9 protein-coding genes are annotated in these 16,365 nt (G+C 68.6%); 1 reads left to right on the top strand and 8 read right to left on the bottom strand.

Going from position 1 to position 16,365, the window contains the following annotated elements:
• Nucleotides 1-10: 10 nt before the first annotated feature.
• From ACOYJQ_RS16910 to ACOYJQ_RS16890, 5 genes are all read right to left on the bottom strand, one after another.
• Nucleotides 11-1,747 carry a dipeptide ABC transporter ATP-binding protein gene (locus ACOYJQ_RS16910; RefSeq protein WP_433460138.1) on the bottom strand — a complete coding sequence of 579 codons (1,737 nt, stop codon included), beginning with the start codon at nucleotides 1,745-1,747 and terminating at the stop codon, nucleotides 11-13.
• 28 nt (nucleotides 1,748-1,775) lie between these two features.
• On the bottom strand, nucleotides 1,776-2,714 hold the full coding sequence (locus ACOYJQ_RS16905; protein ID WP_433460136.1) for an ABC transporter permease: 939 nt from the start codon (nucleotides 2,712-2,714) through the stop codon (nucleotides 1,776-1,778).
• A 70-nt stretch (nucleotides 2,715-2,784) separates the two neighbouring features.
• Nucleotides 2,785-3,726, bottom strand: coding sequence for an ABC transporter permease (locus ACOYJQ_RS16900; protein ID WP_433460135.1), 942 nt, complete (start codon nucleotides 3,724-3,726; stop codon nucleotides 2,785-2,787).
• Nucleotides 3,727-3,733: 7 nt separating this feature from the next.
• Nucleotides 3,734-5,230, bottom strand: coding sequence for an ABC transporter substrate-binding protein (locus ACOYJQ_RS16895; RefSeq protein ID WP_433460134.1), 1,497 nt, complete (start codon nucleotides 5,228-5,230; stop codon nucleotides 3,734-3,736).
• 523 nt (nucleotides 5,231-5,753) lie between these two features.
• Nucleotides 5,754-6,389: a pyridoxamine 5'-phosphate oxidase family protein gene (locus ACOYJQ_RS16890; RefSeq protein WP_433460132.1), complete on the bottom strand. Its 636-nt coding sequence runs from the start codon at nucleotides 6,387-6,389 to the stop codon at nucleotides 5,754-5,756.
• Between the two features lie 92 nt (nucleotides 6,390-6,481).
• On the opposite strand from ACOYJQ_RS16890, the gene ACOYJQ_RS16885 reads away from it, so the two are divergent.
• A complete protein-coding gene (locus ACOYJQ_RS16885) occupies nucleotides 6,482-7,945 on the top strand; it encodes a PLP-dependent aminotransferase family protein (protein ID WP_433460130.1) in 1,464 nt (487 codons plus the stop codon).
• Nucleotides 7,946-7,950: 5 nt separating this feature from the next.
• Here the strand turns inward: ACOYJQ_RS16885 and ACOYJQ_RS16880 are convergent, their stop codons facing one another.
• The 3 genes from ACOYJQ_RS16880 to ACOYJQ_RS16870 are packed head-to-tail and all read right to left on the bottom strand — an operon-like array spanning nucleotide 7,951 to nucleotide 16,342.
• Nucleotides 7,951-8,928: a ChuX/HutX family heme-like substrate-binding protein gene (locus ACOYJQ_RS16880; RefSeq protein WP_433460128.1), complete on the bottom strand. Its 978-nt coding sequence runs from the start codon at nucleotides 8,926-8,928 to the stop codon at nucleotides 7,951-7,953.
• Between the two features lie 59 nt (nucleotides 8,929-8,987).
• Nucleotides 8,988-10,793 (bottom strand): diflavin oxidoreductase, encoded by a 1,806-nt coding sequence (locus tag ACOYJQ_RS16875; protein WP_433460126.1) that lies wholly within the window; start codon nucleotides 10,791-10,793, stop codon nucleotides 8,988-8,990.
• 14 nt (nucleotides 10,794-10,807) lie between these two features.
• Nucleotides 10,808-16,342: a glutamate synthase-related protein gene (locus ACOYJQ_RS16870; protein WP_433460123.1), complete on the bottom strand. Its 5,535-nt coding sequence runs from the start codon at nucleotides 16,340-16,342 to the stop codon at nucleotides 10,808-10,810.
• Nucleotides 16,343-16,365: the final 23 nt, after the last annotated feature.

Raw genomic sequence — 16,365 nt, 5'->3', positions numbered from 1 at the left:
TGTCATGACCTCAGACCGCGTGAGAAACCGCGTGAGAAACCGATTGGGAGACCACTTGAGCCGGCCTGAAATTCCGGAAGTCCCAGCCGGGCGCCGGGGCGGCGTCGATGAGGGACCGGGTATAGGGATGCTTCGGGGCGCCGAGCACGTCGATGGCGCTGCCGGCCTCGACGACCTTGCCGCGCTCCATGACGACGATCGTGTTGCAGATCTGGGCGGCGACGCGCAGATCGTGGGTGATGAACAGCACGGCGACGCCGGTGCGCTCGCGGATCTCCTCGAACAGCTTCAGCACCTGCGCCTGCACGGAAACGTCGAGCGCGGAAACCGCCTCATCGGCGACCAGCACGTCCGGCTCCATGACGATGGCGCGCGCGATGCAGATCCGCTGGCGCTGCCCGCCGGAAAACTGGTGCGGATAGCGCCCCATCACCGAGGCCGGCAGCCCGACCAGTTCCAGCGTCCCGGCCGCCTTCTTCAACGCCGCCGCCTCCGGCATGCCGAAGTTGACGAGCCCTTCCGTCAGCGACCGGCCGATGGTGCGCCGGGGGTTGAGCGAACGGTAGGGGTCCTGAAAGATGTACTGGACGCGCTTCGGAACGGCGCTCAGGTCATGCATCGCGGCGATATCCTGGCTGCCGAGGAAGATGCTGCCGGATGTCGGTTCCGCGAGGCGCACCACGCAGCGCGCCACCGTCGACTTGCCCGAGCCCGATTCGCCGATGACACCGGTGATCTCGCCGCGCCGCACGGTGAACGTCACGTTGTCGGCGGCGACCACGCGGCGGCTGGCGCCGAAGAAGCGCTTCTCCTCATAGAGCTTGCCGAGGCCGATCACCTCCAGCGCCGGCGGATGGTCCGGCAGGGGCTGCCGGCGGGGAATGAGGCTCGGCACCGAGGATACCAGCATGCGCGTGTACTCCTGCGCGGGCGCGGCCAGAACGGCGTCGCGGGTGCCCTGCTCCACCATCTCGCCCCGGTTCATGACGACGATACGGTCGGCGATCTCCGAAACGACGCCGAAATCGTGGGTGACGAAGACGACCGCGGTCCGCGTCTCCTCCTGAAGCTCGCGGATCAGGGACAGGATCTGTTTCTGCGTCGTGACGTCCAGCGCCGTCGTCGGCTCGTCGGCCAGCAGCAGGCGCGGACGCAGGATGAGCGCCATGGCGATGACGATGCGCTGGCGCTGGCCGCCGGAAAGCTGATGCGGATAGGAGGCGTGGATGCGCTCCACATCGGGCAGCTTCACGCGTTCCAGCATGTGCAGCACCTTGCGCCTGCGCTCGGCCGCCGACAGCTTCGTGTGCAGGCGCAGCACCTCCTCGATCTGCTCGCCCACCCGCCGCACCGGGTTGAGCGCGGTCATCGGCTCCTGAAACACCATGGCGACGCGCGTCGCCCGGAGCGCGCGCATGCGCGCCGGCTTGGCGTTCAGCACGTCCTCACCGTCGAGCAGGATGCGGCCGCCGGTGGCGGCGAGGCTTCCCCTCGGCAGCAGCCCCATCACCGCCAGCGAGGTGACGGACTTGCCCGAGCCCGATTCCCCGACGATGCAGACCGTCTCCCCTTCCCGCACCTCGAAGCCGATGTCGCGGACGATGGGCTTCTCGCCTTTGGGAACGGTGTCGACGGTCAGCCCCTGCACCGAGAGAACGACGGCCGGCGCGGAAATGGCGTTCGGCGCGGAAGTGGCGTTCGGCGCGGAAATGGCGTTCGGCGCGGAAATGGCGTTCGCGGATGTCATGTTGGCGCTCCTTCGCAGCGGGTCGTGATCAGAGGCGCTTGGCCATGCGCGGATCGAGACTGTCCCGCAGCACGTCGCCGAGCATGTTGACGCTGAGCACCGTGATCGAGACCATGATGCCGGGAATGAGGATCAGTTCGGGTTTCAGCAGGAAGTAGACGCGGGCATCCGCCATCATGTTGCCCCAGGAGGGCGTTTCCGGCGGCACCCCGGCGCCGAGGAAGCTCAGGATCGCCTCCGTCATGATCGCGGCGGCGAAGATGTAGGTGCCCTGCACCAGCAGCGGCGCCAGCGTGTTGGGGATGAGGTGGCGCCAGACCATCGCCGGCAGCTTCGTGCCGAGGATGGTCGCCGCCTCCACATAGGGCTCGCTGCGCACGCCCAGGATGACGCTGCGCACCATGCGCACGACGCGCGGGATCTCCGGCACCGAAATGGCGATCACGACGGTGGCGATCGTCGCGCCCGAGACGGCGACGAGCGCGATCGCCAGCAGGATGCCGGGAATGGCCATCAGCCCGTCCATGAACCGCATGATGACCATGTCCGCCCAGCGGAAATAGCCGGTGACGACGCCGAAGAACATGCCGAAGACGACGCTGATAAGCACCGCCCCGGCGCCGACGACGAGCGAGACGCGCGCCCCGTAGGCGAGACGCGAATAGACGTCGCGGCCGAAGCTGTCGGTTCCGAGCCAGTGCGCGGCGGTCATGCCCCGCAGGCGCTGGGCAGGATCGATGGTGACGGGATCGACCGTCCCGAGCCACGGCGCCATGACGGCCATCGCCACGACGATGAAGAGCGCCGTCGCCGACAGCCTGACGGACCACAGCGCGAAAAGCCGGCGCACGGGGCCGGGGCCCGCGGATGCCGGGCCTTCCATGACGGGTAGCGGCTGGGCGGGCGGCGGGGCAGGCAGCCCGCGGGTCCCGGCGACGGCGATTTCGGATCCGGTGTCTGTCGTCATCTCTTCTGTCGTCCTCTCCTGGCACCAGACAGCTTGCGCGTTGGTCGCGTCGTTGACGGAAGGCGGCCGCTCAGTAGCGGATGCGGGGGTCGAACAGGCCGTAGAGCAGGTCGACGGCCAGGTTGACGAGCACGTAGATGGCCGAGAACAACAGGATGAGCGCCTGTATCACGGTGTAGTCGCGCGCCAGCACCGCCTCCAGCACCAGACGCCCGAGCCCCGGAATGTTGAAGACGGATTCCGTGACCACCACACCGCCGATCAGCATGGCGATGCTGACGCCGATGATGGTGATGATCGGAACCGCCGCGTTGCCGAGCGCATGGCCGATCAGGACGCCGGCTTCCGTCAGGCCCTTGGCGCGCGCCGTGCGGATGTAATCCTCGTTCATCACCTCGATGACGTTGGTGCGCACGATGCGGGCGATGAGGGCGATGTAGGGCAGGCTCAGCGTCACCGTCGGCAGGATCAGCCGGATGGCGAAACCGTGGAACCCGTTTTCCGGCGCCTGATACCCCTGCACGGGCAGCCAGTTGAGAAGCCGCGCGAAGATGAGGATCAGGACATAGCCGATGATGAACACCGGCACCGAGAACCCCAGCACCGAGCCGGCCATGACGAGCCGGTCCGGCCACCGCCCTTGTCGCCACGCGGCGATCACGCCGACCGGAATCGCCACGACGACGGCGAGGGCGATGGTGGAGAGGCTGAGCGCGAGCGTGGGCATGAACCGGTCCATCACCAGCCGGGTCACGGGCTGCCCGGAAACCAGCGACACGCCGAAATCGCCGGTCAGCACCGCGCCGAGCCATATTTCGAGCTGCTGGAGCAAGGGCTTGTTCAATCCCATGGACTCGCGCAGCGCCGTGAGCTGCTCGGCCGTGGCATTGCTGCCGGCGATCATGATCGCCGGGTCCCCCGGTGAGAGGCGCAGCATCAGGAAGACGATGATCGCCACCATGAAAAGCACCGGGATCGCCGCGAAAACCCGTTTGACGATGAAGCCGAGCATGGCTGCCTCACTCCGCCTTGGTGATGTTCCAGAACACGGGCGCTTCGGCATCCAACTGGCCGCCGAGTTTCTTGCTCTTGACGGTGACGTTGTAGAACTCGCCCATCGGGATCATGACGACGTTGTCGATCGTCAGCTTGTGGATCTCGCGGCCGATGGCCTTCGCCTCCTCGGCATCGCCGGTGCGGGCGAGCCTGGCGCGCGCGGCCTCGATCTCGGGCACGCTCGGCCATCCGAACCAGGCGGAGTCGCCGCCGGCGGCGACGCCGATGAAGCCGAGGGGGTCGCCGACATCCGGCAGCACGTTGGTCGTGGAGAAGACGTTCCAGCCGCCCTGCGCCACGGGCGCCCTGGACGTGCGCCGCGCGACGACGCTCGCCCAGTCCATCGACACCATCTCCACCTTGAAGCCGGCGTCGCGAAGCTGCTGCGCGAACACCGGCCCCATCGGCGCGAGGTTGAGAAGGTCCGTCGCGTGCATCAGCAGGATCGGCTTGCCGTCGTAGCCGGCTTCCGCGAGCAGTTTCTTCGCCGCCTCCGGCTGCGGCGTCACCGACTCGTCCGCGCCGTAATCGCTGGCATAGAGGCTGCCGCAGCCGAAGACGGCGGGACAGGTCTGCCCATAGGACGATCCGGCGCCGACCTGCGCGTCGAGCAGCGGTTGCTGCCCGAGGGCGAGCAAGGCCGCCTTGCGGATCTTCGGATTGTCGAAAGGAGGCTGCACGAAGTTCAGACGCGCGAGATTCTGGTTGCCCTGCTTCTTGTAGACGGCCATCTCAAGATCGGGATTGCCCTCGACGAGCGGCAGCAGATCGTGCGGCATCTGCTCCAGAAAGTCGATTTCGCCGCTCAGCAGGGCATTCACCGCGGTCATGGAGTCCGGCATGGTCGTCCACACGACCTTGTCGACCTTCACCGTCTTGCCGCCCGCAAGCCCGTTCGGGGGTTCGGCGCGCGGCACGTAATCGGCGTTCTTCTCGAAGACGGCCTGGACGCCGGGCTTGTACTCCGCCGCCACGAACCTGAACGGGCCGGAACCAATGGTGGAGGCGATGGGCTGACCGAGCGGCGTTTCCGCGACCGCCTTGGGGAGAATGAAGGGCGGCACGCCGCTGGGCTTGCTGAGAGCCGTCAGCACGACCTCGCTCGGGTCGCTGAAAGTCATGGTGAAGCTCTTCGCGTCGACCACCTTCGTTTCGGTGAGCAGCGAGGCCATGACCTGGCCAAGCTTGTCAGCCTTGCTCCAGCGGCCGATGCTGGCCACCGCGTCCTCCGCCGTAACCGGCGTGCCGTCATGCCATTTCAGGTTGTCCCGCAGGGTGAACGTGTAGGTCTTGCCGTCGTCGGAAACCGTCCATTCGGCCATCTGCGGCCTGACCGCGCCGTCCACGTCCCGCGCCAGCAACGTGTCATAGACCATATAGCCGTAGTTGCGCAGGATATAGGCCGTGCTGATGACCGGATCGAGGGCGCGCAAGGGCGCGTGCATCACGGCAGTCACCACCGTTTCGGCCTTCGCGCCGAGGCTGGCCGACGCAAGGCAAAGGGACAGGAGCGCTGTCCCGAAAACGCGGGAACGGAAGTTTCTTGCTGACGTCTTTCGTGCTGACATGAAGTTTCTCCAGAAAGCGGGGACAATTCCGTCTTGGCGATTGTCGGCAATGATCATCAAGCAACATGCGTGCCAGCAGACGGACGATGGCCCGCAAGGCGTCTGCCGCCCCGTAATCCGGTGATATGTCGCGGTTCGGGACCGGCGGTTCATCGCAGGCGGCCGTCATATGCGCTCATGACACCCCTCATCGGGGAAACCTGTGCCGCCCATGCGCCCATCGCATGCACAATAACTGCCCGCCGCGCGTTCGCACCCGGCAGCGGCGGGCAAAGCAAAACGCCGCCCGCGGGAGCGGACGGCGTTTGCAGGAGAACAACGGTATGAGCGGCTATGCCGTCAGCCGGCGGCTTCCTTCAGCACGGCCCCGGCGGCGGAGAGCCCGCAAGGCCATAGAGCCGCGCCACTACGGCTTTCAGGCGAACTTTCGCCGGGCCGCCGCGAGGGAAGCGGGCTCCGGCGCGCCGTCCGGCGTGAAGGCGTCCTGCACGCCGCTGCCGACGGCGGTGGTGACGGGCACGACGCCGCCCCAGATGCCGAGCGCGAGATCGGCTTCGTCATCGACCGGCGGCCCGGTCCGTACTTTCGCGCTGGCGTGTTCGATATCCAGCGCGACGACGCCGGTCGCCTTGCGCTCCTGCGCGCTCATGGGGCGCACCTCGGCGCTGCGGCCGGGCAGCAGATGATCCACGATCATGTCGAGCGCGATGTCGAGCTCGTTCCCGTCCACGAAGCGCGCCGTTCCGTGCACCACGGCCGAGCGGTAGTTGACGGAATGGTGAAAGCCCGAGCGCGCCGCCACGATGCCGGTGAGCTGCGTCACTTCCATGCACATCGGCACGCCGTCGAGCCGCGCGATGCGCGTCTTCGACGCGCCGTGCAGATAGATCGTCCCATCCCGACGCGCATAGGCCATCGGGATGACCATCGGACGTTCGTCGGCGATGAAGCCGACATGCCCCACGAGGCCGCCGTCGAGGATGGCATGGATCGTGCTCTCATCATAGCTGGCGCGTTTGGCCTGACGGGCGCGGGCGTATTTCGGCTGCATCGTCTGTTTCCCTCCGCTTGATCATCAACCCGATAACCTGCCATATTGGACTGTCTCAATATCCAGTTTCGAGGAAAATGAACGAACCAGTCATGCTCCCGGCCCTCACCCGGCCCGATCCCGAGCGGCGCGATTCCGAGCGGCGCGATTCCATGCCGGTGCAGATCCATCGCGATCTCCTCGCGGCGATCCGCGACGGCCGCCTCGCCGACGGGGCGAAGCTGCCCTCCAGCCGGGCGGCTGCCGAAGGGCTCGGCGTATCGCGCAGCACGGTCAACACGGCCTACGATCTTCTGCGCGCCGAAGGTGTGTTGCGCATCCGGCCCGGCGCGGCGCCCGAGGTCGTCGCGCCGGCCTTGCCCGCCGGGTCCCGCCGCGACGCCGCCCCGCCCGGCCTGTCGCGCCGCGGGGCCAGCCTCTGCAAAGATCCGAGAGCGCGCAGCTACGGCGCCGGCAGCGGCGCGATGAGCCCCGGCGTGCCGGCCGAGGCGCAATTTCCGGCGGATGAATGGGCGCAGGCGCTGCGCCGCGCGGCGCGGCGGACGCATGGCGAACTCGCCGCCTACGCCGAACCTTTCGGGCACCCCGCCCTGCGCCGGATTCTGGCGCAGCGGCTGCGGGCGGATCGCGGCCTGCGGGTGGGGCCGGAGCAGATCCTCATCACGACCGGCACGCAGGCGGCGCTGTCGCTGGTGGCGCAGGCGATGACCGATCCGGGCGAAACGGCGGCGATGGAGGACCCCGGCTATCCCGGCGCGCGCGGCGCCTTTCTGGGAGCAGGGCTGCATATAGCGCCCGTGCCTACGGATGCGGAGGGGATACGGGTCGATCGGGTGCCGCGCGAGGCGCGCCTGATCTATGTCACGCCGTCGAACCAGTATCCGCTCGGCAGCCGCCTGTCGCTGGCGCGCCGGCTGGCGTTGCTGGAGCATGCGCGCAGCCGGTCCGCGCTGATCCTCGAAGACGACTACGACAGCGAATTTCTCTGGCGCGGGCGCGAGATCGCCGCCCTCGCGGCGCATGGGCAGGGCGGCGAGACGGTCTATCTGGGCTCGGCCGCGAAGGTGCTGATGCCGGGCCTGCGGATCGGCTGGATGGCGGTGCCCGAGGCGCTGGTGGAGCCCCTGCGGCAGGCGCAGCGCAATCTGGGCCTGCTGCCCAACCTGCACGCCCAGCTCGCGCTGGCGGACATGATGGAGACCGGCCGCTACCGCGCCCACCTGCGCCGGATCAGCCGCGCCTACGAGGCCCTCGGCAACGCCCTGTACGAGGCGCTGGCGCGGGTGGAAGGGATCGGGGTGGAACCGCCCGACGGCGGCGTGCAACTCGCCCTGCGGCTGCGCGACGGCACGGTGGAGCGCCTCGCCGTCGAAGCGCTGGCGGCGCGCGGCTTCCGCCCGGCACGGCTGTCGGCGTGCAGCCTGAACGCGACCGTCTCCGGGCTGATCGTCGGCTTCGCGGACGCCACGCCGGCCCTGATCGCGGATTTCGCGGCGACGCTCGACCGGGTGACGGGCGCGGGCGCGCGTCACGGATCACCGCATCGGCGATCGTAGCAGGTTCATGCCGTGGCAAGGGATTGCGCGATCCGGCCCCAGGCCGCGCGCGCCCATTCCTGCCCGTCGCCGGCATCCGTCAACATGTAGACACAGTGATAACGCCAGTCGTAAAGTTCCAGCAGCAGCCGGGGCGCCGCCGCCGGCCCGGCGGGGCACAGCCACGCTTCCTCGATCTGGGCGAGGTCGATCGAGGTGGTGCACTTGCCCGCCGTCAGCAGCAGGATGTTGTCGGAATGGCGCAGGCGCTCGAGCATGCCGCGATGAAGCTGCATCACTCCCGCGTTGCCGGCCGCCTGCATCACCGGCATCCGCGCCTGCGTCATCAGCGACAGCGCGTCGCAGACGGCTTCGAGGCGCACCCGCCGCGCGCCGCGCACGGCGGGCAGCGCCATGCGGCGGGAGACGCCATAATCCGCGAACAGGCTGTCGAGGTGGCCGTCGACATCCGCGGCTTCCAGCCGCGCGACATCGATCCCCTTCGCCATCGGCCAGCACGCCGGCGAAACCGGAGACGATGCGGAAGATGACGCGCATCCGGCGGACCTGAAGGACGTGAGCCGCAGGCGCAGGTCGCGATACGCCGCCGCATCGGCGACGGAAGACAGGAACGCGCGATGCAGCACGGTTCCCTGCGGCGAGAACAGTTGCAGCGAGCGCGGCATGCGCCCCATCGCCGGGCCGTCGATCATCATGACCGTATCGATATGGGCCGCCGCGAAGCGCAACGCGGTGCGCCCCTCGGCGAAGCGCAGCGGATCGCCCGCCGCCATCGGCCGGTCGTAGGGGCCGATGTGCGTCATCACCGTGCATGGATTGAGCGTCACCGCCACCGCGAGATCGACGGTGGGAAGAGCGGCCATCACGCCGGCGGGTTCCGCCGCGAGCCGCTCTCCGCAGAAGCCCGTCGCGGTCACGATCGCCTCAAGATCACTCGTTACGCCGGTCTGGCAATCACTTCCGTAGGGACAACGATACGACATGGAACGCCCGCAAATGGTCTGGAATACCGGTTTGCGGCCTGCGGCCGCCGAACGTCACGTCAGTAGACATCGCGCAGGTAGCGCTTTTCCTTCCTGAGCGCATTCACGTAATCCATCGCATCCTCCTGCGTGCGGTTGCCGTGCGTGGCCACGATATCGTGCAGCGCCCGGTCGACGTCTTTCGCCATGCGCGCCGCATCGCCGCAGACGTAGAAATGCCCGCCCTGCTCCAGCCAGTCGAACAGATCGCGCCCGTTCTCGCGCATGCGGTTCTGCACATAGATCTTGTCCGCCTGATCGCGCGAGAAGGCGAGGTCGAGACGCGTCAGCAGGCCGCCGGCGTTCCAGGCGGCAAGCTCGTCCTCGTAGAGGAAATCGCTCGCCCGATGCTGATCGCCGAAGAACAGCCAGTTGCGCCCCCGCGCGCCGTGCGCCTGCCGGTGCTGGAGAAAGGCGCGGAAGGGCGCGACGCCCGTGCCGGGCCCCACCATGATCATCGGCGCGTCGTCGTCGCCCGGCGGGCGAAAGGCCCTGTTCTGTTGCAGGAAGACGCCCACCCCCTCGTCGCCGGCGGCACGTCCGGCGAGCCACGCCGAACACACGCCGCCGCGCGCCCGCCCGTCGTCCGCGCCGGCGGGCAGGGACCAGCGCGCCGTGGAGATGGTCAGATGAACGCGATCGGGATGCGCGAGCGGGCTCGACGAAATGGAATAGGCGCGATGCTGCAACGGACGCAGCAACCCGGCGAACGTGTCCGCATCGAGCCGCAAGCCGGGATCGACATTCAGCAGATCGAGGCAATCCTTGCCCCACAGGAAGGCATCGAGCGCCGCCCGCTCGCCCGCCTGCGCCGCCTGCCAGCTCTGCCGCAGCGCCTCGCCCGGCGCGCCCTGCGCATGGGCCGCGACATGAGCGATGAAATCCTTCGACGGCGTGGCGATTTCCAGCCCCCGCGCCAGCAGCTCGCCCAACGGCCGCTCCACCTGCGCGACAGGCGCATCGGGCGCAAGGCCGAGACGCGCCAGCAGCAGCGCGACGAGGGCAGGATCGTTGACCGGCATCACGCCGAGCGCGTCGCCCGCCTCATAGGCGATGCCGCTGTCGCCGAGTTCCAGCTCGTAATGGCGGATGTCCTTGCCCGACGCCGCCCCCGACAGCCGGCGGTTGACCGCCAGACGGGCGGGAAAGGGGCTCTTGCGGCTCCACGCCACCCCGGCGCGCGCGGGGGCCGCATCCTGCGCCGGCACAGCCGCGTCCTGCCGCCCGCCGGGCGCGAAGAGCGGAATCGTGCCCGCGATCCAGTCATAGGACGGCTTGTCGTAATCCACGTCGCAATCGACGCGCGCCGCCGCCCGCTTCGCGCCGAGCTGTTCGAGACGCATGTCGATGAGCTTGCCGGCCTGACAGAACCCGTCATAAGCCCTGTCGCCGAGCGCGAGCACGGCATAGGTCATGCCCTCCAGCCGCGGCGCGCCGTCGGCGGAGAGCGCCGTCCAGAACAGGCCGGCGTTGTCGGGCATCTCGCCCTCGCCATAGGTCGAGACGACGACGAGCACATGCGCCATGGCCGCGAATTGCGCCGCGTCGACCTCGTCGAGCCCCAGCAGCACCGGCTCCAGCCCCTGCTCGCGCGCCGCCCTGGCCGCGCTTTCGGCCACCGATTCCGCGTTGCCGGTCTGGCTGCCGTAGAGGACATGCACCTTGCGCGCCGGCGCCTGCGCGGCCGCCACAGTCGCGGCCGGAACATGCGCGGCGGAACCGCCTTCCATCGCCAGCCGCGAGTTCAGGCCGGCCAGAAAGCCGGCGAGCCAGGCCCGCTGTTCGGCGCTGAAGGGAGCGTCATCGGGAATGTAGGGAATCTTCATGATGAGCCGCCTCCTTATGCGTTGCCGTTGGCGTCGGCGACGATCCCGGGCAGGGCCGCGCGCGCGAAGAGTTCCTCGAAATCGGGCAGGCGCCCCAGACGCTCGATGTTGCGGGCGCTCTGATACAGGATCCAGCCGTAGGTGCCAGGGCTGTCCGTGGCGATGACGTTGCGCCGCGCCAGCGCCTCCTTGTAATCGCCGAGCCGCTTGCTCGCGACGAGCGCGGAGAGCGCCGTATCGTCGTAGTCCTGTAACGCCTCGCGGGCGTGGCGCTGGAGTTTCTGCATCAGGGCGAAATCCTCCGTCAGCACGAGCTTGCGCACGGCCTCGCCGATCCGGGCCGCATCGGCGGCCGTCTCGCCCTCCTGCTTCAGCCGCGCGGCGGCGAGCTGCCGGGCCGCGTTCAGCACCGTGTAGTTATTGAGAAGCGCATACATGTCGCTGGTGTCGGTATAGCCGTATTCGGGCGCCACGCCGCCCAGCACGGGCCTGCGATCGCGGAAGGCCAGCTTGAACTTGCGCAACTGGTGGCCGGCCAGCGCCTCGGAAAACTCTTCCAGCAGGTCCTTGCGCGATTTCGCCGCGCGGATGGCGTCGCAATCCTGATATTGCAGCAGCGAGATGGGCAGCCCGTAGGCGAAATGCCGTCGCTCCGCCTCCCAGTTCTCCAGCAGCCAGGCGGCGCGCTGCGAGCCGGTTTCGGCCAGGTGCCGTTCCAGCAGCAGGTGGACCGCCTCCGCGTGGATCGCCGATGCCTCGTCGTCTCCGGTCAGGGGAAACAACAGCAAGCTGTCGGCGCTCACCTTCTTCGGCAGATCGCCGTAGGGATCGTATTGATAGACGAAACCGCCGCTCATGCCGTTGCCGAAGCCGGCGCCGAAACTGCCGAGATTGAGTACCGCGCCGTTGGTCATGTATTCGCAGCAGAAATCGCCGACCCCCTCCACCACCGCCGTGGAGCCGGAGTTGCGCACGGCGAAGCGGTCGCCCGCCTGCCCCTCGATGAAGGCGCGCCCGCCCGTGGCGCCGAACAGCGCGAAATTGCCGATCAGCACGTTGCCGCCGGCGTCGCGCGAGCCGCCGCCCGGCGAGCGCACGGCGATGACGCCGCCGCAGGCGCTCTTGCCGACGCCGTCGTTGCAGGTGCCGGTATGGCGCATCACCATGCCGTCGTTGCAGAACGCGCCGTAGGACTGGCCGGCCGCGCCCGTCGTCTCGATGGTGACGCTGCGCGCATCCAGAAAACGCCGGCCCCGGTCGTCGATGAAGACGGCGGGCAGCGCCCGCGCCTCCTGCTCCGTCAGCCTGTGGTTGAGCAGCCGCTCGATATCCACCGCGAGTCGCCCGCCGACGCTCTTGTTGCGGTTGCCGAGATGCCCGCCGTCGATGGCGACGGTCGTCCGCCGCTCCGCCACCAGCGCCGCGCGCACCTGCCCGAACCAGCCTTCATCCAGCGTGTAATCGGCCTCCATGTAGACCGGATCGGCAACCGGCGTTTCCTGCGCCACCGTCAGCATGGCGCGCAGGTCGAGCTGGCCGACGCTCGCCGGATGATCGAGCAGATGCAGCAGGTCCGTGCGCCCGCGCGCCTCGCGCAGCGAGCGCAGGCCGAGGGTCGCGAGGATTTCCCGCGTCTCGTGGGCGACGTTCATCAGATATTGCGCCAGCGCGCGCGGATCGCCGTCGAACAATTCGGAGTTGGTGGTGAGGCCGGCGGGGCACTTGATGTTGCAGTTCTTGGCCATCACGCATTTCAGCATCATCAGCGCGGCGGTGCCGAACTCGAAGCTGTCGCCGCCGAGCAGCGCGGATTTCACCACGTCGCCCGCCGTCTGATGCGCGCCGGAGCAGCGCAGCGTCACCTTCTGGCGCAGGCCGTTGGCGCACAGCGCCTGATGCACCTCCGCGACGCCGATCTCCGCCACGCGGCCGGTGTACTTGAGGCTGGTGACGGCGGCAGCGCCCGTGCCGCCGGTGTTGCCGGCGACATTGATGACATCCGCCCCCGCCTTCGCCACGCCCACTGCGATGGTGCCGATGCCCTCCGACGACACCAGCTTGACGATCACCCGCACGCGCGCCGCCTTGCAGTCGTGGATGAGCTGGGCGAGATCCTCGATGGAATAGGTGTCGTGATGGGGCGGCGGCGACACGAGTTCCACGCCCGGCGTGCCGCCGCGCGCGGCCGCGATCTCGACCGTCACCTTCTTCGCCGGCAACTGGCCGCCCTCGCCCGGCTTCGCGCCCTGCCCGATCTTGATTTCCAGCTCCTCCAGCATCGGATCGGCGAGATAGCCGGCCCACACGCCAAAGCGGCCGGAGGCGAACTGCTTGATGCGCGAGGCGCGGATGGTGCCGTAGCGGGAGATGTGCTCGCCGCCCTCGCCGGAGTTCGACAGGCCGCCCACCATGTTGGTGCCGTGGGCCACGGCCTCGTGCGCCGGGGCGTTGAGCGCGCCGTGGCTCATCGCGCCCGAGGTGAAATGACGCGCGATGTCGCTCGCCGCCTGCACGTCCTCCAGCGGAATGCCGTCCGGCGCGCGGAGCAGAAGCGCGAGATAGTCGCGCGCCTCGCCCACGGCGCGCAGCACCAGTTCGCCCTCTTCCAGCCAGTGCCCGGCGATATCCGCGCCGAAGCGCAGCAGCAGCGACTGGCCCAGCGCCGTCAGACGGCCGATATCGTTGGCGGCGGCGCCGAGCGCGCCGGCCACCGCATCGGGCACGGGCGTCAGCCGCAGGCGGAACGCGTCCGCGCCGGTGCGACGGCATGCGAGCCCGCGCACCTGAAAGGCGTTGTTGCCCTTGCGCGAGAAGCGCCCCATCTCGCGCCGGAAATCCTCGGCGTGGTTGAGGCAGGTTACATCCGCCGGAAACGCCAGCACGTCGCGCAGCGCCGCCGGACGGCGCGCGCGCTCCTGCGCCATGAGACGGCTGAAGGCGCGATAGCCCGGCGTGACGCGGAAATTGTCGATGGCCTCCGCGGACAACATTTCAAAACTGGTGGCGCGGTAGGCCGCTTCATCGACGCCGAAGGCGTCCTCCATGCGGTTGAGAGGCAGCAGCCGCAGGATGTCGGCATCCTCTCCGGCCGCGACCGGGCGATTGACGCGCTCCTCGGTCATGTCGACGAAGCCGCGCACCGCCGCCGTGCCGAAGGAATGGCCCGCCCCTTCCGCGCGCTCCTTGAACAGCCCGAGCAGCGGAATGTCGCTTTCCTTGTGGACGAGAAACGCCCGCTCGTGCCAGTCCGCCACCGCCTGCGCGATGGTCTCGAAACCCACCCCGCCCGCCGGCGTGCGCATGTTGGGAAAGTAGCGGCGCAGCACGGGATCGTCGGTGTCGAGGAAATTCGGCTCGAAGAATTCGCCGCCGATATAGCTTTCCGCCGTGCACAGCCCGACCTTGCCCATGGTCTTCATCAGTGACTTCTCGGCCGCCCTGGCGAACTTCGCGAACGCCTCGTCGGCCGCCTCCTCGCCGAACTTCTCCTCGGCGCGCAACTGCACCGCCAGCGGATAGACGGCGGACGCGCCGAAACCGAGCGCCGCCGCGACATGATGGGCCGATACGATCTGGCCGCTTTCCGCGATCACGGAAACGCGCAGCCGCATGCCCTCGTCGATCAGCCTCTGGTTGACGGCGGAAACCGCGATGGTCAGCGGCAACACCGCCCGGTCGCGCGACACATGCCTGTCCGACAGCACCGCGATGCCGCCATGCGCGCGGGCGAAATCCGCCACGTCACCGGCAAGGGCGTCGATCGCCTGTTCGAGCGCGCGCGCATTGGCGGCGGCATCGCCGAACACCGGCGCATACAGCAGGTCGAACTTGCGCAACGGCGTCAGCTTCTGCTCGCGCAGGCGAAGCATGTCCAGATGGGACAGCAGCGGCGAATGCACGACGATCTGCCGGGAGGCGACGCCGCCGACGCCCGCCTTGGCGCCGAGCGCGACGCGCATGGTCATGCCGTCCGCCTCGCGCAGGCTGTCCAGCGGCGGATTCGTGACTTGCGCGAAGCGCTGCGAAAAATACTTGGCGACGCCGCCCTCCTGATCGGACAGCGCGTTGATGGCGTTGCCGTAACCCATGGCGGATATCTTTTCCGCGCCGGTTTCCAGCATCGGGTCCATCAGGAAGCGGAAACTCTCCTGATTGTGAGCGCAGGCGACATAGCGCTGCCAGCGGTTGAAATCGCCGTTGTAGCGCAGCGGCGAGCCCCGTCGCTCGGCGGGCACGGCCGGCAGATCCTCGATATTGACGCGCGCCGCCTCGACCAGCGCCCGGTAGTCGCGCCGCGCGGCGATGCGCCGCAAGGCTTCGTCGGTGCCGAACGCCCGTCCCTCGCGATGGTCGAAGCACAGCATGCCGCCCGCCTCGATGCGCCCGCGGTGGATGACGCTTTCCGGCGGAAAGCCGATCTGCCCCGCCTCCGACATCACGCACAGATAATCCGCCGTCTCCACCGTGCGCAGCGGCCGCAGGCCGAGGCGGTCGAGACGCGCGCCGATGATGTCGCCGTTGCCGAAGATCAGCGCCGCCGGCCCGTCGTTCTTTTCCTCGTAAAGCGAAAAATATTCGAGCATCGCCCGCACGGCGGGATCGAGATCGCCGTCGTTCTCCCACGCCGGCGGCATCATGGAGACGACGGCGGTGACGAGATCGAGCGCGTCGTCCATCAGCCGGCCTTGCAGCGTCTGGTCGAAGCGGCAACTGTCGGACTGGCCCCTGGGGCGCACGATGCGGCCGTTGCGCGCGCGCGTCAGGGCGGCTTCCGACAGCCGGTTCTTCTTGTCGGTGTTCAGCTCGCCGTTGTGCGCCATCAGCCGGAAGGGCTGCGCCATGCTGGGATGCGGATCGGTGTTGGTGGAAAAGCGCGTGTGAAAGAACAGGCTGTGGACCGCGTGGTCGGGTTCGCGAAGATCGCGGAAATAGGGAATGACCTCGTTCGAGTTGAGGCGGCCCTTCAGCACCTGCGTGCGCGCGGACAACGACAGCGGATAGAGCCCCTCCAGCGCGGGATCAGTGAAAGCCTGCGCCTCGACGGCCAGCAACGCCCGGTGGATCGCAAGATCGAAGGCCGCTGGCGACATCCCGTCCGGCGCCGTGAAAACCCATTGACGGATCGGCAACTGGAAACGGACCGCCGCCGGCCGCAGCACGCCGTCGTCGACCGGCACGTCACGCACCAGCACGACGGCGAAACCCTCGCCGCGCAACACGCCGGCGACGAGATCGGCCGCCCGCCGTTCAGCTTCATCGGCGCGCGGCCAGAAGAAATTGCCGACGCCGAACAGACCGGGCCGGAGATCGTCCCGCTGCGTCAGCCTGCTGAAGAACGCCAGCGACAGATCGACCGAGACGCCCGCGCCGTCGCCCACGCCTTCCGCCGACATGCCGCCCCGGTGCGGCACGGCGCACAGCGCCTCGTCCGCCAGCCGGATCACCTCATGCGTCTGCACGCCGTCCTTGCGGGTGATGAAGCCCACGCCGCAACTGCTCTTCTCGACCGCATCGTCATACAGGCCGCAGGACCGATTCACCTGATTCATCGATTGTCTCCCTCCCCCACCGG

This window comes from Pseudochelatococcus sp. (assembly GCF_050946405.1).
GTDB lineage: Bacteria > Pseudomonadota > Alphaproteobacteria > Rhizobiales > Beijerinckiaceae > Pseudochelatococcus.
Note: the sequence above shows the minus strand (reverse complement) of the source record. Positions and strands in the feature narration are given on the sequence as shown.

Excerpts from the sequence above, each read along its gene's own strand:
- ACOYJQ_RS16905 (WP_433460136.1), bottom strand. The coding sequence starts at position 2,714 with ATGACGACAGACACCGGATCCGAAATCGCCGTCGCCGGGACCCGCGGG.
- ACOYJQ_RS16870 (WP_433460123.1), bottom strand. The coding sequence starts at position 16,342 with ATGAATCAGGTGAATCGGTCCTGCGGCCTGTATGACGATGCGGTCGAG.
- ACOYJQ_RS16880 (WP_433460128.1), bottom strand. The coding sequence starts at position 8,928 with ATGTCGTATCGTTGTCCCTACGGAAGTGATTGCCAGACCGGCGTAACG.
- ACOYJQ_RS16900 (WP_433460135.1), bottom strand. The coding sequence starts at position 3,726 with ATGCTCGGCTTCATCGTCAAACGGGTTTTCGCGGCGATCCCGGTGCTT.
- ACOYJQ_RS16890 (WP_433460132.1), bottom strand. The coding sequence starts at position 6,389 with ATGCAGCCGAAATACGCCCGCGCCCGTCAGGCCAAACGCGCCAGCTAT.
- ACOYJQ_RS16875 (WP_433460126.1), bottom strand. The coding sequence starts at position 10,793 with ATGAAGATTCCCTACATTCCCGATGACGCTCCCTTCAGCGCCGAACAG.
- ACOYJQ_RS16910 (WP_433460138.1), bottom strand. The coding sequence starts at position 1,747 with ATGACATCCGCGAACGCCATTTCCGCGCCGAACGCCATTTCCGCGCCG.
- ACOYJQ_RS16885 (WP_433460130.1), top strand. The coding sequence starts at position 6,482 with ATGCTCCCGGCCCTCACCCGGCCCGATCCCGAGCGGCGCGATTCCGAG.